This is a genomic window from Companilactobacillus muriivasis, from assembly GCF_036246245.1.
Lineage (GTDB): Bacteria > Bacillota > Bacilli > Lactobacillales > Lactobacillaceae > Companilactobacillus > Companilactobacillus muriivasis.
In genome coordinates this window covers 42,066-66,686 of record NZ_BTTQ01000010.1, presented here as the reverse complement: position 1 = coordinate 66,686, position 24,621 = coordinate 42,066, and the positions used below count along the sequence as shown (strand labels likewise).

General features: G+C 37.3%; 21 protein-coding genes. 18 read left to right on the top strand and 3 right to left on the bottom strand.

What is annotated here, in order from left to right:
* Positions 1–112: 112 nt before the first annotated feature.
* Positions 113–907, bottom strand: a complete 795-nt coding sequence (locus tag AAA923_RS11010; RefSeq protein ID WP_338217100.1) for a KxYKxGKxW signal peptide domain-containing protein — start codon at positions 905–907, stop codon at positions 113–115.
* Between the two features lie 228 nt (positions 908–1,135).
* Here AAA923_RS11010 and AAA923_RS11005 point away from each other — a divergent pair, with 228 nt between their 5' ends.
* The 6 genes from AAA923_RS11005 (at position 1,136) to AAA923_RS10980 (ending at position 8,959) form a co-directional block, all read left to right on the top strand.
* Positions 1,136–2,329 (top strand): helix-turn-helix domain-containing protein, encoded by a 1,194-nt coding sequence (locus tag AAA923_RS11005; protein ID WP_338217098.1) that lies wholly within the window; start codon positions 1,136–1,138, stop codon positions 2,327–2,329.
* A gap of 137 nt (positions 2,330–2,466) precedes the next feature.
* On the top strand, positions 2,467–2,967 hold the full coding sequence (locus tag AAA923_RS11000; RefSeq protein WP_338217096.1) for an SLAP domain-containing protein: 501 nt from the start codon (positions 2,467–2,469) through the stop codon (positions 2,965–2,967).
* 365 nt (positions 2,968–3,332) lie between these two features.
* On the top strand, positions 3,333–3,860 hold the full coding sequence (locus tag AAA923_RS10995) for an SLAP domain-containing protein (protein WP_338217094.1): 528 nt from the start codon (positions 3,333–3,335) through the stop codon (positions 3,858–3,860).
* A 435-nt stretch (positions 3,861–4,295) separates the two neighbouring features.
* Complete coding sequence (locus AAA923_RS10990; RefSeq protein WP_338217092.1) at positions 4,296–6,824, top strand: SLAP domain-containing protein; 2,529 nt, start codon at positions 4,296–4,298, stop codon at positions 6,822–6,824.
* 211 nt (positions 6,825–7,035) lie between these two features.
* A complete protein-coding gene (locus AAA923_RS10985) occupies positions 7,036–7,521 on the top strand; it encodes a PH domain-containing protein (protein WP_338217090.1) in 486 nt (161 codons plus the stop codon).
* On the top strand, positions 7,511–8,959 hold the full coding sequence (locus AAA923_RS10980; protein ID WP_338217088.1) for a PH domain-containing protein: 1,449 nt from the start codon (positions 7,511–7,513) through the stop codon (positions 8,957–8,959). The genes AAA923_RS10985 and AAA923_RS10980 overlap by 11 nt, the downstream gene beginning before the upstream one ends.
* A gap of 29 nt (positions 8,960–8,988) precedes the next feature.
* On the opposite strand, the gene AAA923_RS10975 is transcribed toward AAA923_RS10980, so the two are convergent.
* On the bottom strand, positions 8,989–10,392 hold the full coding sequence (locus tag AAA923_RS10975) for a hypothetical protein (RefSeq protein WP_338217086.1): 1,404 nt from the start codon (positions 10,390–10,392) through the stop codon (positions 8,989–8,991).
* Positions 10,393–11,126: 734 nt separating this feature from the next.
* On the opposite strand from AAA923_RS10975, the gene rbsD reads away from it, so the two are divergent.
* Positions 11,127–11,522 (top strand): D-ribose pyranase, encoded by a 396-nt coding sequence (rbsD, locus tag AAA923_RS10970; RefSeq protein WP_338217084.1) that lies wholly within the window; start codon positions 11,127–11,129, stop codon positions 11,520–11,522.
* Between the two features lie 12 nt (positions 11,523–11,534).
* Complete coding sequence (rbsK, locus tag AAA923_RS10965) at positions 11,535–12,443, top strand: ribokinase (protein WP_338217082.1); 909 nt, start codon at positions 11,535–11,537, stop codon at positions 12,441–12,443.
* Here rbsK and AAA923_RS10960 read toward each other — a convergent pair.
* Positions 12,440–12,574, bottom strand: a complete 135-nt coding sequence (locus AAA923_RS10960) for a hypothetical protein (RefSeq protein WP_255312415.1) — start codon at positions 12,572–12,574, stop codon at positions 12,440–12,442. The two genes, rbsK and AAA923_RS10960, sit on opposite strands and share 4 nt — an antisense overlap.
* 54 nt (positions 12,575–12,628) lie before the next feature.
* Between AAA923_RS10960 and AAA923_RS10955 the strand changes: the two genes are divergently transcribed.
* The 10 genes from AAA923_RS10955 to AAA923_RS10910 all read left to right on the top strand — a co-directional run bounded on the left by AAA923_RS10955 (position 12,629) and on the right by AAA923_RS10910 (position 24,609).
* Positions 12,629–12,829: a cold-shock protein gene (locus tag AAA923_RS10955; RefSeq protein ID WP_041500642.1), complete on the top strand. Its 201-nt coding sequence runs from the start codon at positions 12,629–12,631 to the stop codon at positions 12,827–12,829.
* 417 nt (positions 12,830–13,246) lie between these two features.
* Positions 13,247–13,969 carry an MFS transporter gene (locus AAA923_RS10950; RefSeq protein ID WP_338217078.1) on the top strand — a complete coding sequence of 241 codons (723 nt, stop codon included), beginning with the start codon at positions 13,247–13,249 and terminating at the stop codon, positions 13,967–13,969.
* Complete coding sequence (locus AAA923_RS10945) at positions 13,942–14,445, top strand: MFS transporter (RefSeq protein ID WP_338217076.1); 504 nt, start codon at positions 13,942–13,944, stop codon at positions 14,443–14,445. Before AAA923_RS10950 ends, AAA923_RS10945 begins: the two co-directional genes overlap by 28 nt.
* A 230-nt stretch (positions 14,446–14,675) precedes the next feature.
* On the top strand, positions 14,676–15,323 hold the full coding sequence (locus AAA923_RS10940; protein ID WP_435890176.1) for a glycoside hydrolase family 73 protein: 648 nt from the start codon (positions 14,676–14,678) through the stop codon (positions 15,321–15,323).
* 54 nt (positions 15,324–15,377) lie between these two features.
* Positions 15,378–15,959 (top strand): xanthine phosphoribosyltransferase, encoded by a 582-nt coding sequence (locus AAA923_RS10935; RefSeq protein WP_041500638.1) that lies wholly within the window; start codon positions 15,378–15,380, stop codon positions 15,957–15,959.
* Positions 15,960–15,978: 19 nt separating this feature from the next.
* Positions 15,979–17,109 (top strand): ATP-grasp domain-containing protein, encoded by a 1,131-nt coding sequence (locus AAA923_RS10930; RefSeq protein ID WP_338217074.1) that lies wholly within the window; start codon positions 15,979–15,981, stop codon positions 17,107–17,109.
* A 3-nt stretch (positions 17,110–17,112) separates the two neighbouring features.
* Positions 17,113–18,408: an adenylosuccinate lyase gene (gene purB, locus AAA923_RS10925; protein WP_338217072.1), complete on the top strand. Its 1,296-nt coding sequence runs from the start codon at positions 17,113–17,115 to the stop codon at positions 18,406–18,408.
* A 794-nt stretch (positions 18,409–19,202) separates the two neighbouring features.
* On the top strand, positions 19,203–21,431 hold the full coding sequence (gene pcrA, locus AAA923_RS10920) for a DNA helicase PcrA (RefSeq protein WP_338217104.1): 2,229 nt from the start codon (positions 19,203–19,205) through the stop codon (positions 21,429–21,431).
* A gap of 15 nt (positions 21,432–21,446) precedes the next feature.
* A complete protein-coding gene (gene ligA / locus AAA923_RS10915; protein WP_338217070.1) occupies positions 21,447–23,465 on the top strand; it encodes an NAD-dependent DNA ligase LigA in 2,019 nt (672 codons plus the stop codon).
* Between the two features lie 10 nt (positions 23,466–23,475).
* Complete coding sequence (locus AAA923_RS10910; RefSeq protein ID WP_338217068.1) at positions 23,476–24,609, top strand: CamS family sex pheromone protein; 1,134 nt, start codon at positions 23,476–23,478, stop codon at positions 24,607–24,609.
* The last annotated feature ends 12 nt before the right edge of the window (positions 24,610–24,621 follow it).

Genomic DNA, 24,621 nt, shown 5'->3' with positions numbered 1-24,621 from the left:
AAAACGCCACAAGAACTCTTTGCTAGTTCCTGTGGCGCTTAAAGACATATTTATAAACTTCAAATACTGATATCACTTGGATTCAATTTATTTTGTCCAAGTGGCTAACTTGTTATTGAAATTTTCGGATGAATTTCAAATTCCCCAAGTTCTTAATAATAGTTAAATTTTCCATATTAGCGAATAGGTAAGAAGACTTAAGTGGCGCATTAACCTCTTTATCAATATTAATAGTAGTAATTTGCTTAGTATAACCGCCCCAATGTTCAGTATCGTCACCTTTTTGATCAGTCAGAGGACCATTAATAAGTAAGTTGGTACCATTATCAGTGATTTTCCAACCAGCACCGTGATCAATCTTCTTAGCAATTTCTGCGGTATCTTCTTGTTCATTGATTGAAGAGGCCTTTGGAGTTTGAATTGATTTAGTAACTTGAGGTTTGGTATCTGTTGGCGTAGTAGGTGCTGGTTTAATTGAGCCAGAAGGCTTTAGTGTAGGTTCAGTGTTTTCCTTAGATGTCTCGGTTATCAGAGTGGATGGTTTAACATTATTTACGACAGGTTTTGCTACAGGTTCAGCCTTATTAGAAACGTCAGCCACTGGAGTAGGTGCTTTAATAGGAGAAATAGGTGTTTTGACATCCTCTTTAACTGTTTTTGTAGAAACTTTTGTATCTTTATTAACAGGATTCAAGGCAGGCGAGGAAGAATTCCCACCAATATTTGAAGGCATTGGATTAGTCACAGCAGTTTTAACGGTAGCGGCTTGAACCATATCTGGTGTACCAATTAGAAAAATTCCGCCCGCAAACGTCAGACTACTGATCACAATCCAATTCTTTTTTGATTTAACTAATTTTTTTCTCATGATCATGTTCGAATCACTTTTCAATTGTTGAAATCTCATATTCTGACCTTCCATCCTCTATAATATGTAAAAACTAGTTCGATTAGACGATTTGATTATATGGTCTCGGCAGTTTGTGAATGTTTCAGATACGGTAAGAATCGTTCTGCAAAGTTGAAAGGGTGATTTAGAAAAAATTGCATTTTAGGCTTTCTTTAAATTAAAAAACGTTATCTTAGATTATTGGATGCTAGTGGAATTAATCTCAAATTAACTGTTGGGCTAGAGATGCAACAGATTTATATAAACAGCTTTAAAATTAGGACTTTAAATCAAATTAGTATTTTCCGATATATTGAATCAATAAATATTCATGTATTTCAACATACTATATCGAGAAATAATGCTAAAAATAAGTTATTTAATACCCGACTTTTTCTTCACAAAATTTATTCACGTAATATTCTTGCTTTTCCGTTTCAAAATAAATTACGTCATTTAATACAAAAAAAATTGTGCATATGCAAATATTTGAAAGAAATTTTTGTGCAAATGGATTATTTATTGGTCACACCGTCATATATATATTTATGTGGTGGTATAGTATTATTGATAAATATCATAACGATAGATGGGAGTGTGTTGCCATTGTTTCTTGGATCTATTATTTATAATAAAAGACGAGAAATGAATTTGACTCAAATTGAGTTAGCTAACGATATTTGTACTCAAAATACGATAAGTAAGATTGAAAAGCATAACATAGCGCCAACGGTTAACATTTTGATCAAGATTTGTTTGAAGCTAGGTTTGACATTGAATGATGTATTCAGTGACTTTACGACCGAATCTTCAGTCAAAGAAGAAAGTGCCTTGGACGCTATTGAAAGAGATGTTTTGCTCGGAAAAATCTCAGATATCGATGAAAGAATGTCATCATTGGAAGGTAAACTGAACGATAATGACATGAAGCAGTATGAATTGATTAGTGGTGTGATGGATTACTGGAACAAGAATTACGATGTTTCACTGTTTGGTTTAGACAAGGTATTGCAATATACCAAGTCCGCAGGGGACGATATCTATACTTTGCTTGCATATTTGTTCAAAGGGATGAATTACTTAGGACAAAAGCATAATGATCGTGCTCAGTATTATTTCAAAATGATCACTACTTCAGTTGACGAAGTTTCTCAAATCTCAAATGCCAGTGATTTGGAAATTCTCTTTATTTGTAAGACGCTTGCTAAATCTTACAACATCATGGAATTGTATAAGAGGTCATATGATTTCAGCCGTTGCGGATTAAATATTGCTCAAACAAGACATGTATCTTATTTCTTGGACGAACTTAATTATCAAGCTGCCTATGCGATTAAGGACGATAACAATGAAAAACAAGCTTATCAAGATTATTACAATCTTGCTTTGTACTTAGCAAAGTCGAATAAGAATGAATCATTGCTCGCCAAAATGCGTTAACAGATAAACAAAAAAATCATCAATCTATATGGATTGATGATTTTTTTTATAAATATTTAAGTAAGTAATAATGTTGTTGAAATTGTTTAAACATATTATAATCTGGATAGTCTAAGGAGACTAAGGAAGCAAGTAATTTGAAAAGAAAGGTTATAGTAGTGCTTTTTACAATTCTACTAGGAATAGGATTTTCATTTTTGCCAATCCAAAGTGTCAAGGCTGAGTCTGTAACTAGCGGATATTTCGTCGACGTTAGCTCACATTCTGCAGAAGTATATAATGCCTCTGGTGATTCTTTAGGTAAATCTGAACCTGAAAATAGTTGTTGGTATCTTGGGAGAACCGCAACTATTGACGGCAAAGATTACTATCAAATTGGAACTGATGAGTACTTAAGTTCCAGTGATAGCTATATGTATCGTGATAGACCAGAGGTTATTAGAGTAGAGACCGATGAAGATGTTCCTGTCTATAACCACAACTTTGTTGAGAGCTCGAGTGTTGCTTTGGCTCCAGGTACTTATTGGTATTCAGATCGTGTGATCACCACTCCAGATGGTATGCCATTTGTCCGTGTTGCCACCGATGAATATGTTGGTATGTGGAATGTGATTCAGCAATCGTTTACAGAAAGATAATACTAGTTTTTAAAAAGGGTAATCCAAAATTTTTTTTGGAAAACTCTTTTTTTATATTCATGTGGCATAGGTTTACAAAAGTAGATGAGTCAAGCTATTATAGCACTTTCGTAATTTTGGTATATTAAATATATAAAAAATTTAATAGAGAAATATATCATTTTTCACACAAATATGTTGAAATAAGTGCCGATTCCTTGTAGTATAAAGGTGCTTAGGATTATGCCAATCTGTATAAGCAAATGTGTGAATTATAAAAAAATCTTTTTTTGTATATCAGAATCAATTTTTGTGTGCGCTATTTTTCTGCCAAAAAATGGTGTGCTGGGGATTAAACTAAAAAATGTATATCGAGGTTATTTATTATGAAGAAAACTATGTTACTACTAGTCTGTGCACTTTTAGGTACAGGTAGTGCAGTTGCCACTGCAGCTAGTTCCGTTACAAATGTCAACGCTCAATCAGTTACCCAAAATGGAAACTATGCTCAAGTAAGTAGCGATGAAGCTCAACTTTACAATCAAAACGGGGACAAGATCAATATTGCTTTGGATAAAGACAGTACTTGGCAAGTTGCTAAGACACAAAGCATTAACGGAAGTGACTATTACCAAGTTTCAGCCGATGGATATCTTAGTGCAAAGGATAGTTTTGCATACAAAAACCGTCGAATGATTATTAAAGTTCAATCACTCGACGGCGCAGATAAAGATGTAAATGTTTATGATCATAATTTAGTTCAAAGAAATGATGTTCAACTTGCAGCCGATAGTAAATGGGCTACTGATACTGAAATCAATTATTCGAACGGTGTTCCGTTTTTACGTGTTGCTCCTGATCAGTACGTTGCCATGTACGATGTTGTGGAACAATCATTTAGTGCTACTATCTAATTTAAATTTAGTGTGTGAATTACTATCTCTAGATATCTTCGGTATGCCGACCGTTGATATCTTTTTTTGTATATATATTCAATCTTTGTGTGCACTGCCAAATGCGCTTTAAGAATTTATCTAATATATATGAGGTCATTCCTTAATACAATTCGTAGTGTACTATCATTTAGACTTAATTTTGATTCAGTTTTTGTAAGAACTGTTTTCCAAAAGTGGAATAAAATCTGTGGACATTATAAATCCATAGATTTTTTTGTTTTTAATTAGAGCTTAAATTATGCAATTTCTACAATTGGTATAGTCAAAACTAAATAATCCTTTATGGCTGTAATAAAAGATTTACCACGTCTTTAGTATAACACTCTTTTTGTTTGGTATATGACATATTTCAACCTAAAATTGGCGATGAAATCTGAAAGAAGGGTGATTATTATGTCATCAAATAAAAAATATGTTTACTTAGGGGCAACATTATTTTCAGCCGTATTATTAACATCTTTATCAAATCAAACTGTTAGAGCGGCTACGACGGCTGATACTTCGACAAGTTCAACTACTAGTGAAGCATCTCCAAGTACGGCAACAACGGCACTTAAAAGTGTGACGACAGCTACACCTGCGGTAAATACAACGACAAGTAGCACGTCAACAGCTCCAACGACTGTGACTACAACAACTACCGCTCCAGTGACGGTTGCAAGTACATCAACGACTGCTACGGCTCCTACAAGTACAACTACTGCATCGACAACCACTAAAACAAGTTCCACTATAACTACGACAACTGGTATTGCGGCAACACCTTCGACTACTACGACCACTGCCACTGCAAGTACTGGGTCAACAACAGGTGTAACTTTTCCTAGTTCATCTATCCCAACAACAACACCAACAGGTACTGGAACCACAACTACTGGAACCACAACGCCGACATTACCAGCAACAGGGACAAATGATTATTCAATTCCTGCTAACATTACCAACGATACGGTAGTAAATTTTGCGGATCCAACTTTGGCAGCTTTGGTTAAGAAAGGTTTGGGACTAAAGCCAACGGATAATATTACTGTCGGTGATATTAAAGGCTATAAAAACGCAGTAACACTGGAAGTTGATGAAGAAACTTATATGGCCTTCAATCCAGCCACAGCTCAATTATTGGAACCACAATTTACACCAATTGAGAGCCTTGATGGGATTCAATATTTGAAACTTTTGCCTTCAGATATGATTGATTTTAGAGTCAGACTGGGTTCGGATGCCAAAGCTAACCCCGATTTAACGCCTTTGGATGGTATTAAATTTAATGGTTTGATGTTAATAGGCAATTTCAGTAATCCGAATGCGAAAGAAATTAATGTAGACCAGATTACAAAATTGGAAGTTCCCACAACAACTGGTGGAGTAGATTTTTATGGTGACCAAGATTATAACGGTATCAACAATGCTGAATTGAAGACTTTGGCACCTTGGATCATAGCCTATTCAAATAATGGTCAACAATATGATGGATTAATTTTGAATGGCAATTCGATTACTGATTATTCACCTTTGAAAGATATCAATAGAACTGCTAACTTTAACCTCAATGTGACGGGTGGTTCCTATAATTCAACACCAATTTATGCTGTCAAAGGTCAACCAATTAAATTTACTGCTAAACCATTCACTGGTTTAGATGGCGAAGATTTGGCTTCTAATTATAATTTTTCAACATCTGTGCCCGCTGGTACAGCCAAAATTTATAACTTGAAAAGTCTTGGCAATGATAAATATGAATTGGATGGCGCCGATCCAACCGAATCTATATTGACATATGGTAACGCTGGATTGAATGCTAATTATAATCCAACTTCTAGCCTTGACGGCATCACTTTTAAGCACTATGGAAAGAGTGTATTTTTAAGCAATTTTATCAATGGTCAACCAATTATTTGGCAAGATCATCCGAATGTAACTATCAATTATGTCGATAGTACCGGCAAATCTTTAATGACAAAGACTGTTAATGGTACGAATATCGGAGATGCCTTCGATTTAACTGGTGATACCGCAGTTGCTGGTTATAAATTGACTAGTCCAACGACTGGTTTGAAAGGCGAATATACTCAGGACCCACAAGTGATTACTTTGACATATGCCAAGATTCCAAAGAAACCATCGTCTAGTTCAAGCAGTTCTACTCCAGCTAAAAAACCAGCTCCAATCAAAGTACCAGATAAAACAGCTGATGGCGAAAAGGTGATTTTCTACTATATTCCTGACAATCCTATAGGTGTTGAAGCTGCATTGGCTCACATTGGTGTCAAAGCAACTGCTACTATTCATGGAAAGCCTTTCTATCTATTAGGCTCTGGTGAAGTTGTAGCAGCTTCTGATTACGATTTTGTTAAAGAGACTACTTCCGGTATCGTGAGGACCTTTGGTACTGCTGTAACACCTGTAAATGCCTATGGTGAACCTTTGACTAGATCATTGTTGGCAAATACTGAGTGGAAATACAGCAATATTGTGACGATTAAAGGAGCTAGTTATTATCAAGTTGCTACGGATGAATTTATTCCGGTCGCTAAATCTTTGGCATTCACACCAGCTGCTAAGCCAACAGTTGTTCATGTCACTGAAAAAACATTGATTTACGATTCTCAAGGTAAGAGTACTGGTCAGACATTACCAAGTGGTAGTGCTTGGAAGACTGACGGTAGTGCTGTGATTAATGGCGTAACGATGTATCGTGTTTCAACCGATGGCTGGGTCAGTGAGAAAGTTTCCACAACTTATCAACCGGTTAAAACTGTTTATAAAGCCGAGACTGAGACAACTGTTTATAACAGTACTGGTAAGGTGATTTCCAAGAAACTTCCTATTGGTAGTTCATGGAAAGCTGACCGTATTGTCACAATTGATGGACAGGAATATTTAAGAATCGCGACAAATGAATTCGTTAAATATCCTGCATAAATAGAAAAAGGGTTTTGACATGGCTATTTTCAACTTAAATATGTGGCATAAACGTGTAACAAAACATAGCTTTTTCCGCTTAAAACAAATGGCTCCAGTAATCCCAAATCGGATTACTGGGGCCATTTGCTTAATGCTCGAAAGCTGACCATGTTTTGTTGCACTCTCTTTTTTTGATATACTCAAGAAAATATTTATATAGGGGGGAAGTATGGATAAGGTTAAGAGGCTACCCAAGGGTATTAAAACTATTTGGCGGATTCACGCGTTGATTGAATTTATTATTTTTGCATTAATTATGATTGGAATAGGCTTTATTAGATTGGCATTGCCGGCAACGGCTAAGGGTTATTTCGATTTGATAATGATTATCATTTTAATATTAGGGATGATTATATTTATTGGAAGTCTGTTTCTAGTTAATTATTTGTGGGCATTTTGGACGTACTACATTGATGAGCGACAAGTTCAATTACATAGTGGCTACTTTTTTAGAAAGCAAGTGATTATTCCGATTGCCCGAGTTCAAAATGTAACTTTGAAACAGGGTCCAATTTTACGTTGGAAAGATTTACAGAAGGTAATTATCGTTACTGCATCAGGCCGTAGTGAGATTGATGGTATCAATTCGGAACAAGCTGACCAGTTGAAGGAGACTATTATGAAGCTGGCTCAGGAGGCTAAAAATGATATCTAAACCGAGAAGATTGAGCCCGGCTGCCATTTTATTTTTCTTCTACAAAGATATTAAAAACTTGTTTATTCCTGCGGTTGTATTTGCGTTTGCAACGTTTCAACAAGCTAGATTTTGGACAATAATTGGTCTTGTTAGTCTTTTTTTGTTGGTAGTTGTTGGCGATGTTGTGAAGTATATGACATTCAGCTATCAATTTTTCAATCAAGAAATTTTGGTTAGAAAAGGTATTTTTGTTAAGAAAGTTAACCATATTCCTTACGATCGAATTCAGAATGTGACAGCTAATCAGTGGTTCTTCTTGCGCCCATTCAAATTGGAAGAGTTAGAAATTGAAACAGCGGGTCATTCGGATGGACCAGAAGTTAGTTTGGCAGCAGTTTCAGTGGGATTAAAGGATGAATTGAATAACTATCGCAATCAGGTCAAGGCAAATGAGACTGTGGTTGAAGATAAAGAAACAAAATCAAATGGCCAGTCATATGCAATAACGTGGCGAGAATTGATCAAGTTTTCTTTGACGTCGCCAGCGTTTTTGTCAGGATTGTTGGTAGTTCTAGCAATTTATGGCAAGGTGCAACATTCAATCAGTGCGCAAATGTATGCGGCTGCTGCTCAAGAATTTGCTCATTTAGGTTGGCTCGTAGTTGTTTTGAGCATGCTGTTGATAATTTTGGCTTTTTATCTGTTATCGGTTTTTGCTTTAATTGCGCGATATTATCACTTCCATCTGACAATGGAGAACGGTCAATTTGAGATGCAATATGGATTTTTTAAGACGAAGAAAACAAGTATTTCTCAGAGTAGAATTCAAGCAGTTGTAGTTAAGCAGACTTTGTTGAGAAGAATGTTACACATTGTTTCAGTTAAATTGGTTATTATTTCCAACTCTAAAAAAGAGGATACGGAAAAAGATATTATTGTCATGCCAGTGATTGAAACGGTTAAATTAACCCAATTTATGCATAAGTTTTTCCCAAATATTCCTGTAGAAAAAGGGCAGGCGTTGACTGCTAATTCAGGAACTTATTACTATGATTTACGAAATGCCATAATTTTTAGTTTGGTAACGGATTTAATAATTGGCTTATTTATCTTCAATATCTCAATTATTTCAGTATTCATAGTAGCAGTACTTTCAGCAATAATCTGGATTGCTCCAGCGTATTTGAATGCTAGAAGAGCTGCCGTTACGGTGATGGATGATAAATATGTCTTCTTACAAAATAATCAGCTGACATCTAAAAATTCTTATTTTGTACCTAAGAACAGTATTCAGTTGTTGGAACGTCGTCAAAGTATTTGGCTACAGCAGAAAAGATTCGCACACTTAAGGCTGAGTTGTCGTTCAGGTATTGGCGAAAGAAATTTAAAAGTTAAATATTTACCTCAAGCACAAGTTGATAGAGTGGTTGAATGGTACAAAAAAAGTTCTGATTAGGAGAAATCCCAATTAGAACTTTTTTTTACTTACTTATTTTCTTTAGCTTGAATCAGTTTAACTTTTTTAAGAATTTGTTGGTCAAAGGCTCTCATGTAGTCATCATGAGTTTTGAATTTCTTACCCTTGAGTTTTCTTTCAGCATCGGTCCAGTCGTAATAGTTGATTGGTACCATGTTACGATCCTTGTTCTTAACGTAAAGTTCAGAGAAGTTAGCATCGTTTTGAATTTGTGCGGTCAACCAGATATGATTAGTATCTTTATATTGTAGGAAATATTGAGAATTACGTTGAACATTATTTTGATACATCGAATATTGAACTTGCATATTAAAAGTATTGCCATAGTTATGTGACATTGCATCAGTCTTGATACCAAGTCCAACGGCAATAACCATGAAGACTGGTAGGACAAATTTTTCGTAACCATCTAGCAGCATGTCGAAGTTGATGATGAAGATAGTGGCAAAAAACATGTAGGTTGCAAACATACATCTGGAACCGAATGGTGAAACGACGATGAATGGAGCAACAACAACGAAACCTGATAATAATAGTGAGAAGTTAGCAATTTTTTGCTTGGTATTTCTAACGCGTAATGTGTATAATACTACGGCCACTGTGAAAATCAAAACAGCCACAATCAACATGATCAAGTGTTTTGTTGAGAATTGTGTGAGCATGTAGTGAACCATCGTGTCAGAATTACTTGATCCTTTAAGTGAGCGATATGAGTCAGTCCCAAACAGGATTTTGATGTAGGCACCGTTGATAAACATTAGGAAAGCACCGATAAAATTACCAACTAAAATGAAGTTCAAAACTTTCTTAAATTCATTGCCAAAGTGTTTTCTTAAGAATAACCAAACGAGAATACTGTTAAAGACGTTCAAAATTGTTACATGTTCGGCAAAAAATTGAGCAAAGATAGCGGCAAAAAATATCAAGTAAGTACTAGTGCGATAATAATGAACATTTTTATTATCATAATTTTTTAAAACTAAGTAAAGCATGAATAATGGAAATACTAATGAAGGAACGTAGTTAGCAAATCCAGCGTGCCAACCTAAAATTTGTTTAAAGATAGCATTGGGAGTCAATAGGATGAAAATGGTTGCTAGGGATGCGGAGACCAAACCAATCGACTTGGGAGCTTTGATCTGTTCACGAATCTGTTGAATCAAGTAGACAATTGCTGTCATAAAAGTTCCGTATCCAAGAAAAGCAATTGGCTTGAATTTGGTCATCGTAATAACAAGCAAGTCACCAAGGTAGCGGCCGTCATATTTTAGGAAGATGCCTTGAGGGAAGTAATTACTACCGAAGTAAGTTCCCCAGTGCAGGTCATCACCTAACAGTGGCATCCACATGCCGACTAGGCCGAAGATGATAAATATAATGAAATAAAAACTAAGTTTTGCTGTACGTGTCATTTTTTGTCCTCTTTTAGGTATTGAAAAGTTGACCGTCTCCAGAGATGAGAATATTAACTCGCTATGCGGACCGGCTCGAGCCAAAAGGCGGTCTCGAACCTCGGTTTGAAGCCTTACCAAAGACCGGTAAGTCTCCAAACTCGCCCGGTTGTGTAAGAGCTAAAGCTCTAACACAACATCCACAGCGTGTTAATATTCTCATCTCTTCCGACTAATTTGCTTTCTAAATCAGTATAAACAATTTATGGATATTTTGATTAAATAAATTGTAATAATAATAAATACATTAATATTCGGATCTGAATTGGATTCTTCAATAAATAGTCTATTAACAGTCAACTTTTGGGTGGCTTAATAAAAATTTAGTTTAATTGAAACCATAAATTAGTCGTAGGTTGCTCAGTGATTTTTTGCCTGCTGTGGAGGTGGAGTTAGGACTTTAGTCCTTACTCCACAGGGCGACTTTGGAGACTTGCGGTTTGTGCAAGGCTTCAAAGCGAGGGGCGAGACCTTGGCTCGACCCGGTCCTCATAGCAGGCGAAAATCTCTGGCACCCTCCGGCGGCAAAAAAGTAAAAAATATGTATCTTTGTTTAAGGATATAATGAAGTTGCCAAGCAATCAATGAAAATATGTACTTGCTACTAGTATTACGAAATTGCTAAAATATATACTGATATAATTGTGCATGGTAGTATTATTGATGCAAACGATTACGGAAAAGGTGAAAAATTCATGAAAAAAACGAGAGTTATTAACTCAAATATATCACGGGTGATTGCCCAAATGGGACACTTCGATACAATCGGAATTGGCGATGCTGGGATGCCTGTTCCTGACGATACCGAAAAAATCGACTTAGCTGTTGAAGCAGGTTTGCCAAGTTTTATTCAAGTTTTGGATAATGTTTTGAGCGAGTTAGAAGTTCAAAAGGTCTACTTAGCTGAAGAAATTAAGGTCCAAAACCCTGAACAATTAGTTGCTGTTAAGAAATTAGTTGGCGATACACCAATTGAATTTATTCCCCATGAAGAAATGAAAAAAGATTTGAGTGATACTAAAGCATTCATTAGAACAGGTGAGGAAACACCATATTCAAATATTTTACTTGAAAGTGGAGTTGTCTTTTAGAGGAGCTTTAATATGAAAAAAATTGTCGTACTAGGTTCAATCAATGTAGATATTATTTTAAATATTGCTCGTTTACCTTTACCAGGTGAAACTATGGCAATGCATGACCGCTCAACTGCTGGTGGTGGTAAGGGTGCTAATCAAGCAATCGCAGCCGTTCGTGCCGGTGCAGAAACTTCTTTCATCGCAAAAATTGGTCAGGATCATTCAGCTGATTTTATGTTGGATACTTTCAAATTTGACGGTTTGAACATTGATCACGTTACACAAGATGACAAGGCCGGTACTGGTCAAGCCTATATTTTACTTGATGATAATGGTCAAAACAGCATTTTAATTTACGGTGGTGCTAATCAAACTATTACAACTGAAGATATCAGAAACGCTAAAGATGCGATTGCTGACGCTGACTGTTTGATTACTGAATTTGAAACACCACTTGAAGCATCAACTGAAGCATTTAAGATAGCTAAGGAAAATAATGTCCTAACTATTTTGAATCCCGCTCCAGCCAAGACTTATATTCCCGATGAATTATTGAAACTTACTGATATCATCGTTCCTAACGAAACAGAAGCCGAAGCAATCACCGGAGTCAAAGTCACAGATCAACCTTCAATGGTCGAAGCTGCAAACAAAATGCATACTATGGGTGTAAAAAATGTTATAATAACTGTTGGTGCTAATGGAGCGTTCTATTCAGTCAATGGAAAGAATGGCTTTGTTAATGCTTACAAAGTTAACACGGTTGATACTACAGCCGCTGGTGATACATTTATCGGTTATTTAGCTTCAAAGCTAAATCAAGATTTAGACAATATCGAAGAGGCAATGAAATTTGCTAGTAAAGCATCTTCCATTACGGTTCAAACGCAAGGTGCTCAGAATTCGATCCCACATTTAAAAGATGTTGAAATTTAAGTATTTGTAAAAGAAACTTTACGTTTAGCGGATTGAAATAATTGGTCAAGCATGTTAATATAGTAGTTGTATTTTTGAATGGTGAATGGTTCGAATGGTTTGAATGTTTCGTATTTTAGACTTTCTTCCATGATGTACCACGAAATAATGCACAAAAAATATTTTCTTATCAGGAGGAAAAGTTCATGGAAAACGGAACAGTTAAATGGTTTAACGCAGAAAAAGGTTATGGTTTTATTACTCGCGAAGATGGTAGTGATGTATTCGTACATTTCTCAGCTATCCAAGGCGACGGTTACAAGACTCTTGAAGAAGGCCAAGCAGTTACATTTGATATCGAAGATTCAGATCGTGGCCCACAAGCTTCAAACGTTAACAAAGCTTAATTAAAACTAAATTTTATAAAAGCTAACTCGCAGAGTTGGCTTTTTTTTTGCACCTTTTTTTCGAATTTACATTAACTTTACAAGAAATTTACTTTACTGGTTTATTGTATTTGTTGTGGCCGTCTCCGGTCGCCAGTGATTTTCATACGCTATGGGGACCGGTGCGAGCCAAGGTCTCGCGCCTCGATTTGAAGCCTTGCAAGTTCAGCAAGTCTCCAAATTCGCCCCGTGGAGTAAGGACTAAAGTCCTAACTCCACCTTCACAGCGTGTGAAATCACTTGCAACCGGAGACTAGTTTTTGGGGCGGATGGTTTTATATAACTTTTATTTCAGGTAAATTTAAGTATTTGGATAGAATAAAATGTTATTGGAATTTTATTTTATTCAAATACTTAAATAATTTCAGGAGTTACGCTATGCAAGAAAATTGGCGCAAGAATTTTAGGATTTTATGGTTTGGTAGTTTGATCACCGATATGGGCAATGCGATGACGTTGCCTTTTATTGTTTTGTTTATTGATACTCTAGGTCATTTCAATAAAGCCGAATTAAATTTACTTGGAGCTGCTGCCTTTTCATTAACATATTTGAGTAAGGCTATCGTTTCGCCATTTTGGGGGCGTTTGGCTGATTTAAAGGGTCGAAAGTTGATGTGTTTGCGCGCTTCAGGTGTCATGACTCTGACAATTCTGATGATTGGATTTTCGCCAAATGTTTGGTTTCTATTATTTTTTCGAGTCCTTCAAGGGGCCTTCTCCGGATATATCAATAATGCTAATGCTTTGATGTCAGTGTCAGCTCCTAAGAAAATCCAGGGTCGGGTAATGAGCAAATTAGTGACTGGTAGTATTACAGGAACACTGTTGGGTCCGTTAGTCGGAGGATTCTTAGCTACTTGGTTAGGATATCGAGGAGCTTTCTTTGTGACTAGTTTTTTGATGGCCATTGTTTTTCTAACTACTTTGCTTGGCGTTAAGGAAGAATTTACACCGATTACGAAAAATGAACTGCAGCCAGCACTTCCTTTGATGAAGAAAATCGGTTGGCCGTTCTTTATTGCCTTGTTTGGGTCGCTCTTAGCCGTTCAAGCAACAACCAATGCAATTCACCGATGCTCAGCTTACTTGTCCGAGAATTGAATTCTAGTGGGCAAAACGTGGTAATAATGACCGGAGTAGTTTCCGCAGCCCCCGGATTCGCCACAATTTTAATGGCAGGGGTCATTGGAATTCTGATAGATCGGCTTGGTGCCTTACGAAGTATGATAATATTTCTTATTTCCGCAATTGTATGTTTAGCCTTAACAAGTTTGGTTCAAAATATTTGGCAATTGATAATTTTGAGATTCATTTTAGGAATTTCCGATGCAGCATTAGTTCCATCAATACAAGTTTTAACTGTACAAAATGTACCGAAGCCAATTTTCGGACGAGTTTTCAGTTATAATCAATCGGCACAGTCGTTTGGCAACGTTTTGGGACCAATGATTGCTGCGTGGATTGCAATCGGTTTTGGCTACAAAAGTATTTTCCTTTTCTCTGCATTTTTGGAGTTGATGGCTTTAGGAACGTGGTTGTATTACTCGAAACAAAGGCAATTTGAATGCAATAATTGAAAACCTTGGTAATTGTTAAAATTCCATTTCAAATCACAAAAACTTCAAGTATATCGGCTATAATTGGAGATATTAACTAAAGTTTTGCCGTTTTATTTACGTGGATAAGAATATTTACCTGCTATGTGGACCGGTCCGAGCCAAAGAGCGGTCTCGAATCGTTCCGCACAGCAGGTGAAATACTTCTCTGCTCTGGAGACGGCAGATTAAACTTACAAAGGATAGATCAATTGCCACAAAAGAGGAGATACAAATCACGTCGGACTAGTTATCGACGCAAAAGTAACAAGAATAATCGGACAACTATTATCTTAATAGCGATTGTCGCAGTGTTTGTCATCAGCTTCTTTGGCTATCGCAGATATGCCCAGTATCAGAGTGAGACAAAGGTTGAAATGGTTCAACAAGACCACAGTCAATTCATTAAAAAAGTTTCGCCTTATGCAGTTGAATTGGGCAAGCAATATGGCGTTTTACCTAGTATCACGATTGCTCAAGCAATTTTGGAAAGCAACTGGGGTACTAGTTCACTCGCTAGTCAGTACAACAATTACTTTGGTATCAAGGGTGAAGACCCTGCCAATACGAAAGTTTTACAGACGAAAGAATACACCAATGGTCAGTGGATAACTATCAACGGACGTTTTCGCGTTTATTCGGATTTTCGTGAATCGATGAAGGACCATACAAAATTGCTAGTCAATGGTACGACCTGGAACTCGCAACAATACAGGCAAGTTATCCAATCGAAGAATTATATTGATGCGGCGGTAGCTTTACAAACTGACGGATATGCGACAGATCCTGGTTATACGAACAAAATTATTCGGGTTATTCAGAAATATAATCTGAAAAAATACGATGAGGGTATCAAGTAAAAATCAAAGTATGATAGACTCTAATTATTCTATGTAAATGTAGGGAGAACGGTAATGAAGGAATTAGAAGAAAGAATCAGAACGGATGGCCGAGTTTTAGGCAAGGACGTGCTTAAAGTCGATAGTTTTTTAAACCATCAAGTTGACCCAATGCTAATGGAGAGAATGGGTGAGGAATTCTACAAACACTTTAAAGATTCAGGTATCAACAAGATTTTGACAGTTGAATCTTCAGGTATTGCACCAGCTGTAATGACTGGTTTACAGTTCCAAGTACCAGTTGTGTTTGCTAGAAAGCACAAATCTGTAACATTGAGTGATGATCTTTATACATCAGAGGTTTACTCATTCACAAAGAAGACTTCTAATCACATCAGTATCGCCAAAAAATATTTATCCAGTGATGACAAAGTTTTGATCATTGATGATTTCTTAGCTAATGGACAAGCTGTTAACGGCTTGAATACGATTATTGAGGATGCTGGCGCAACTTTGGCTGGTATTGGAATCGTAATTGAAAAGTCCTTCCAAAAGGGTAGACAAATGATTGATAAATCAGGTATTCCAATCTGCTCACTAGCTAAAATCAAAGCTTTTGAAAATGGACAAGTAGTTTTCGATGAAGAAGAAGACTAGTAATTAAGAAGGTGGAATTATGACTTTTATTGCGCCCGGTAAGACATTAGGCATAATTGGTGGCGGTAGTGAAACATATATTTTTGAATTGGAAGCTAAGAGAATGGGCTTTAGAACCATGCTTTTAACCGATGAAGAAAAGGATATTGCGACACAGGCTGCTGACAGCTTTTTAGTCGGTCAGTTGGAAAACATCGAGAATCTAAGTGAATTGGGCCATAGAAGTGACCTTCTTTTGTATATGGACGAGAATTTTGACAGCAGTTTGTTAAAGGAATTGGCCAAGAGTTTTAACGTTGCTCAAGGTGCTGACCTGTTAACAATTGCTCAAGATCGTTATATCGAAAGAACCTTCTTGAATGATTTAAATATTAATGTGCCACCATTTTTTTCAATCGTAACGGTAGATGATATCAAACGAGCAGTCGAAGAAATTGGTTTCCCATGTATTTTAAAGCCGATTCAAAAGAACCAAACGATTTTGAAACGTCATATTCTTTATAACGATAACGATGTGGAACGTGTGAAGAAGTTACTTCAGGATGGGACTTATATTCTTGAAGCGTGGATTGAGACTAAGACTGAGTATTCAATTATGATCAGCAAGAGTAAGGATCAAAAAATCCATACTTTTCCAATGATCAAAGAGATTTATGATGGTACGCATCTAATGAGTTCTTTTATCTTTAAAAAGAATGATCCAGATGTGGAAGCAGAAATGCAGCGAGTTGCCTTGATGGTAGCTGAAAATATTAACTACGTGGGAATTTTTGGCATAGGTTTCATCCTATCTCAATCCGGGGTCTTGTACGTCAAACGAATCTTTCCAGGAATCAATTATTCAGCTAACGTTTATCAAGAGGCAACAGGTATTTCACAATTTGAATTACATATCAGAGCTATTTGTGACTGGCCAATTCCCGAGATTTTTCCAATGGTCAACGCGGCTACCTTGAAAATCATTGAAGGTAACTTGCCACAGAGTTTGGATTTACTCCAGGAAAAGGCCCAGTGGAAATTTAATTATTACACCGGATTTAAAGCTAAGGATCAAGCCGACCGGGATGTCGGTTATATTTCAATTTTCTCAGACGATGTCGAAGAATTAAAAAATGATATCCTAACAACTAATATTTGGAGAGTAGAATAATTCATGATTGATAGATATGTAACTGAACAGATGAAACCAATTTGGACAGACCAAAACAGATTTCAAGCTTGGCTCGAAGTAGAAATTGCGGCCGTTGAAGGATGGAGCAAAGAAGGAGAAATCCCTGCTGAAGATGCTAAGTTAATTGCTCAAAACGCTAAGTTTGATGTTTCGGAGATTGCTGAAATCGAAAAAGAAACTAAACATGACGTGGTTGCTTTCACAAGAGATGTTTCCAGATACTTGGGACCAGAAAAGAAGTGGGTCCACTTTGGATTAACATCAACTGATGTCGTTGATACAGCCTATGGATACTTGATGAAACAGGCTAATGATATTATTCGTGAAGATTTGAATGAATTTCTCAAAGTAGTCGGTGAGAAAGCTTTGAAGTACAAAGATACTGTTATGATCGGTAGAACTCACGGTGTTCACGCTGAACCTACAACTTTCGGACTAGTTTTAGCTAACTGGTATTCTGAAATTAAACGTGACATTGAACGTTTCGACCATGCTGCTAAGGGTGTTGAAGCTGGTAAAATCAGTGGTGCTGTTGGTAGTTATGCCAATGTTCCAACTGATGTGGAAAAATTTGTTTGTGATAAACTAGGCATCCGTGCCCAAGAAATTTCAACACAAGTTCTACCACGTGACTTACATGCCGAATACATTCAAACGATGGCATTGATTGCGACATCAATTGAACGTTTCGCACTCGAAGTTCGTCACTTACAAAGAACTGAAGTCCGTGAAGCTGAGGAGTTCTTCGCTGCTGGACAAAAAGGTTCATCAGCAATGCCTCACAAACGTAACCCAATCGGTTCAGAAAACGTAACCGGTTTGGCTCGTGTGATTAGAGGACATGCATTTACAGCCTTAGAAGACGTGCCATTGTGGCATGAACGAGACATTTCACACAGTTCTGCTGAAAGAATTATCATTCCAGATACAACTGAATTGTTGGATTACATCTTACGCAGATTTACTAAGATCACAAAAGATCTAACCGTATTCCCTGACAAGATGATTGAAGACATGAATTTGACACACGGATTGATTTTCTCACAACGTGTCTTGTTGAAGTTAGTTGAAGCTGGCTATTCACGTGAACAAGCTTATGACATCGTGCAACCATTTACTGCCAAAGCTTGGGATGAAAAGAAAGACTTCAGAACAATGCTTGAAAATGATACTAGAGTAACCGATAAGCTATCAGACAAAGATTTAGACGATGCATTCGATTATCACTGGCATTTACGTCACGTTGACGAAATATTTAAGCGTGTTGGTTTAGAGTAGGTTTTTGCACTGCCGCCGGAGGTTTCAAGGGAGTTGAGTCTGCTGTGAGGACCGGCTCGAGCCAAAGTGCGGTCTCGACCCTCGATTTTGAGCCTCGCATAGACCGCGAGTCTCAAAAGTCGTCCTAGTGTTGTAAGAACGGAAAAATTCCGTCCTAACAACACTTCTCACTGCTGACTCACTCCCTCGAACCCTCCGGCTAGGGTATTGGTTTGGCTTTGATTGGTATCCTGGTCGATTGGTAGTGTGCTTTTAATAATGATAATAAGAAAATCTCAACTGAATTTTTTCGGTTGAGATTTTTTAAGTGGGCAAAGATATTTAATTTTTTAAAATATTCAGAGTAATTGGATTTTGTTTCGTATTGTTTATTAAAGGCGTAAATTTAATTATTCGGTTATGAAGATGTATTGAAGAAAGTAACTGCCAAAGAATAATAGACTCAGAGTTAACTAAAACCCTAGACGGAGGTTGCCAATGATTTCACCAGCTATGGAAGTGGCGTTGTGGCTTTAGCCATTACACCACAGGGCGACTTTGGAGACTTGCCGAACTTGCAAGGCTTCAAAGCGAGATGCGAGACCTTGGCCCGCACCGGTCCTCATAGCAGGCGAAAATCATTGGCAACCGGAGTCGGCATATTAAAGTTAAATAAATATGGAAACATATGTTCAACTTTAGCGAGTTGTCTTTCGCTCTATGCAGAAAAATTTGCTACAATATAAACAGCTATTTTAGTTACAACTAAAACTTTTTACACAAAGATTTGAGGGATTTTAAAATTGGACGATACGATGCTAAAAGGTCTTAACCCTGAGCAACAAGACGCGGTTAAGGCAACAGAAGGACCACTTTTGATCATGGCCGGTGCCGGTTCAGGTAAAACAAGAGTTTTAACTCACCGTGTGGCTTACTTGATTGAAGAAAAAAATATCATGCCTTGGCATGTCTTAGCGATTACCTTTACTAATAAGGCTGCTAAGGAAATGAAGGAAAGAATCGGCAAGTTACTAAATGAGTCAGCAAATGATGTCTGGGTCTCAACTTTCCACTCTCTTTGTGTAAGAATTTTAAGAAGAGATTTCGATAAGATGGGTAAGCCTAAGACGTTCACAATTGCAGATCCTGGTGAGCAACGAACATTGATGAAGCAAATTTTGACAAAGATGAACTTGGATCCTAAGCGTTACGATCCGCGTGCTATTTTAGGTACAATCAGTAATGCTAAGAACGAATTGCAGACCCCAGCTGAATATGCCAAAGTTGCTGCTTCACCTTATGAACAAACAGTTGCCAGCGTTTATGACGTTTATGCCAAAGAAATGGAACGTAACAACTCGCTTGATTTTGACGATTTAATCATGCAAACCAGTGAATTGTTCGACCAGTGTCCTGACGTTTTGGAAAAGTATCAAGAAAAATTCCAATATATTCACGTTGATGAATATCAGGATACTAACGAGGCTCAATATAAGCTTGTTAAACAATTAGGTGCCAAGTACCGCAACGTCTGTGTTGTTGGTGATGCTGACCAGAGTATTTATGGTTGGCGTGGTGCTAATATTCAAAATATTATGAATTTTGAAAAAGATTATCCCGAAGCAACAACGATTAAATTGGAACAGAATTATCGTTCAACTAAGACAATTTTGAAGGCTGCCAATGAAGTTATCAACAACAATGGTAACCGCAAACCTAAGGATTTGTGGACTGATAATCAAGAAGGCGACAAGATTAAGTTTTATCGTGGTCAAAATGAATCAGACGAAGCTTTGTACGTCGTTGACCAAGTAAAAAATTTATTGCAAGAAGGCTTTAAATACGGTGACTTTGCGGTGCTTTATCGGACAAATGCTCAATCACGTACATTTGAAGAGAAACTCATGCAAGCCAATATGCCATACAAGATTATTGGTGGTCATAAGTTCTACGATCGTAAGGAAATTAGGGATATTTTAGCTTACTTGCGTTTGATTGCTAACCATGATGACTCAATGAGTTTTCAACGTGTTATCAACAGTCCCAAGCGTGGTATCGGTCCTGGTACGATTGAAAAGTTGCAAGCTTATGCGGATGAACACAGTTGGTCATTGCTAGAAGCTGCTGAAAACATTGAGCTTTCACCATTGGCTGCCCGTCCTCGTAAGACTATCGGTGGTTTTGCCAAAGTTATTGATAACTTAACTAAGTTGGCTGAAGACCAGTCAATGACAATTTTGATGGACCACTTGTTGGAAGATTCAGGTTATGTTGAAGATTTGAAACAACAAAATAACTTGGAATCACAAGCACGTGTGGAAAATATCGAAGAACTTTTGACTGTTACTACTCAATTTGACCAAGCATATGAACCAGACCCAGATGTTGACGAAACGCGTTTGACAACTTTCTTAACTGAATTGTCATTGGTCAGTGATCAAGATCAAATTGAAGAAGAACAACAAGAAATTACTTTGATGACATTGCACGCTGCTAAAGGTTTGGAATTCCCAGTTGTCTTCCTAGTTGGTATGGAAGAAGGAATTTTCCCACTCGGTCGTTCATTGCTCAAAGAAGATGACCTTGAAGAAGAGCGTCGTTTAGCATATGTTGGTATCACTCGTGCTGAAAAGCGCCTTTACTTAACAAATGCCGTTAGCCGAATGCTTTATGGTCGTCTCCAAAACAATGCTACTTCGCGTTTCGTTGAAGAAATTAAAGATGATGCCATTGAACGTGTTAACAGCAATGCTGGTAATATTGGTCGTCCAAGTGGCCGTAATTCATCATATAAGGACCGTCGACGTGTGGCTGCTACTACTGCAACTTTCCAATCACCAACTTTGAAAGCTAAAGGTGCGTCTGGTGCGGAGAAATTGCACTGGAATGTTGGTGATAAAGTTGAACATAAGAAGTGGGGCCAAGGTACAGTTGTCAAAGTTAATGGCGATGGTAATAACGCTGAATTAGACGTGGCTTTCAAGAGTGAAGGTATCAAACGTCTCTTAGCCGAATATGCCCCAATTAAAAAAGTTACTGATTAATCAAGAGGTGAAATCATGGCAGATTTAACAAAAGAACAAGCTAATCAAGAGTTAGCGAAGATTCGTCCTCAATTGAATGAATGGCGTGATGCTTACTATACTAAGGATGCACCCGTCGTTGAAGATAATGTTTATGACAAACTTTACAATCAATTATTAGCGCTAGAGCAGCAATATCCTGATTTGGTAACTTCAGATTCACCTTCGCAACAAGTTGGTGATGTCACATTACCAGATTTCAACAAAGTAACCCACGATATTCCAATGCTGTCGATGGGGGACGTTTTTTCTGAGGCTGAATTAGCTGAATTTAACGACCGAATTGAAAAAAATGTTGGACATGAGGTCGATTATAATGTTGAATTAAAAATTGATGGTTTATCACTGTCACTTATTTATGAAAATGGTATCTTAGTACAAGGCTCAACCCGTGGAAACGGAACGATTGGTGAAAATGTGACGGAGAATGTTAAGACTATCAAAGATATTCCCCAGAAACTCAGTCGTCCGTTGTCGTTTGAAGTCCGTGGCGAATGTTTCATGTCCAAGAAAGAATTTTTACGTTTGAATCAAGAACGTGAAAATGAAGGACAACAAGTTTTTGCCAATCCTAGAAATGCGGCTGCCGGTAGTTTACGTCAGTTGGATCCCAAGGTGACTGCTTCCAGAAAACTGGATACATTCATGTATACGATTGTTACTTTTGACGATTTGAACGTTTCAACACAACATGAAGCTTTGGAAACTTTGAAAGAATTAGGCTTTAATGTTAACCCAACAGCTGAAGTTACAACTGGTTTGAAGGGTGTTCAAGAATTCATCGAACGTTATGGTGAAATTCGTGATGACCTTGATTACGGTATTGATGGAGTTGTTCTCAAAGTTGATGATTTAGCCATTCAACGAGACCTTGGTAATACTGTCAAAGTACCTCGTTGGGAAATTGCCTATAAGTTTCCACCTGAACAAGCTGAGTCAGTGGTTCACGATATTGAATGGACGATTGGTCGCACGGGCGTCTTAACGCCGACAGCTGTGATGGATCCAGTGCAATTAGCAGGGACAACGGTATCTCGAGCAACTTTGCATAACGAAGATATGATTCGTCAAAAGGATATTCGCATTGGTGATACCGTACTCTTGCATAAAGCAGGCGATATCATTCCGGAAGTTTCTCAAGTTGTTTTGAGCAAACGTCCCAAGGATTCAGTGCCAGCTGAAATTCCAACGCATTGTCCATACTGTGATTCTGAGTTGATTCACTTAGAAGATGAAGTGGCTTTACGCTGCATTAATCCTAAGTGTCCTGCTCAAGTTAAAGAACAGTTGACTCACTTTGCTTCAAGAAATGCGATGAATATCGATGGCTTAGGTCCCAAGATTATTGAGCAACTATATACGAAGAAATTAGTGCAAGATGTCGCTGATATTTATAAATTGACGGCTGAGGATTTGGAAACTTTGGATGGATTCAAAGAAAAGTCTATCAACAACTTATTAACAGCAATTGATAACTCAAAGAGTAATTCTGTTGAAAGATTGCTGTTTGGTTTAGGAATTCGTCACGTCGGTGCTAAAGCTGGTCGAATTTTGGCTGAGAATTTTGGTAGCTTAGATAATTTGATGTCCGCTTCCAGAGAAGAAATCCTTGAAGTAAATACTATGGGTGAGATAATTGCTGATAGTATTGCAACTTATTTTGCAAATGATGATGTTAAAAAGCTTATTAATGAACTAAAATCAGTAAATATTAATATGAATTTTATCGGTAGTTCAAATTCTAATGAAACAAATAGTCATTTTACTGATAAAATAATTGTTATAACCGGAACATTACAAAATTATAAACGTTCACAATTGTCCGAGACGCTTGAAAATCTCGGTGCTAAAGTTACGGGTTCGGTTACGAAAAAGACTGACATCTTGATTGCCGGTGAAAAAGCTGGTAGTAAACTAACTAAAGCACAACAATTGGGAACACAGATTATTGATGAAGCAACATTGTCTGAATATTTAGATGATGCCAAAGAGTAGGAGAACAGTTTTGAAAAAATTCTTAAAAACTACATCGCTATTGCTGATGTGCTCGTTATTGTTGGCTGCCTGTGGGAATTTACAAGATTCCAGTTTGTCATCAGGTGGTGGCGATTCTTCCAAGAGTTCAGTTCAGACAACAACATCGTCTGATTCAAGCAGCTACGATGTTTTATTAAGTGATGGAAAATATAAAACTAGTCCTATTTCTGGACTTACTGCGGCTGACAATAGTAATCAGTTCAACAGTAGAAGTTTCGAAAGTGGACTTATGAGCTTGTCGAAGAAACAATTTTCAACGAATTCATATGTTTTCCAAGAGGGCCAAGTTTTGAGTGCAAGTACTGTCAATGATTGGTTAGCACGTAAATCTAGCAAGAATGAGTCAGGTTTGAATCCTGAATCTAACGGTTCAACTGATCCTGACAAACGTACTCCAATGTATTTCCAACAAATGCTTGAAGAAGATTATCTTCAAAAGCAAGATGGAAAATATAAATTGGCTGGGATGTCGATTGGTATTGCAATGAATAAGATCGATTACTATCAAAAGAAGCAATACGGTGCCACTTTCAAGTCAACGATTTCTACTGAAGAGCAAAAGGCTCAAGGTGAAAGAATTGCCAAAGAAGTTGTCCAACGCTTGCGTAAAGATAGTAAAGTCGGTAATATTCCAATTGTTGTTGGTTTATATTCAGTTGCTCCAGCAGATACTTTAGTTGGGGGAACTTATTTCCAATATTCATTGAGTAAGAGCGATGGTTTAGGTAATTGGAGTGATCTAGGTTATAAGAATCAAATGTTGCCAACTGTTAACGGCGATAGTGCTATCAGCAGTAGTGACTCCGATGCGTTTGCCAACTTTAAGCAACATATTCAAAATTACTTCCCTAATCTTTCGGGAGTTACTGCCCAAGCTCACTACGATGGAACAAGCCTCAAAGCAATGGATATTACAATCAATACTCAATTTGATGGGCTAGCTCAAGTAACTAGTTTTACTCAGTTCGTTCAGACAAGTGCCCAAAAGTATTTGCCATCAGGAGCTAACTTAGACATCAATATTCAAACAGTTGATGAACAACAAGCCGTTGTCACACGTACAAACGGTAAGTTCTATTCACACGTTTATAATGCAGATTAAAAAGGAGAAACA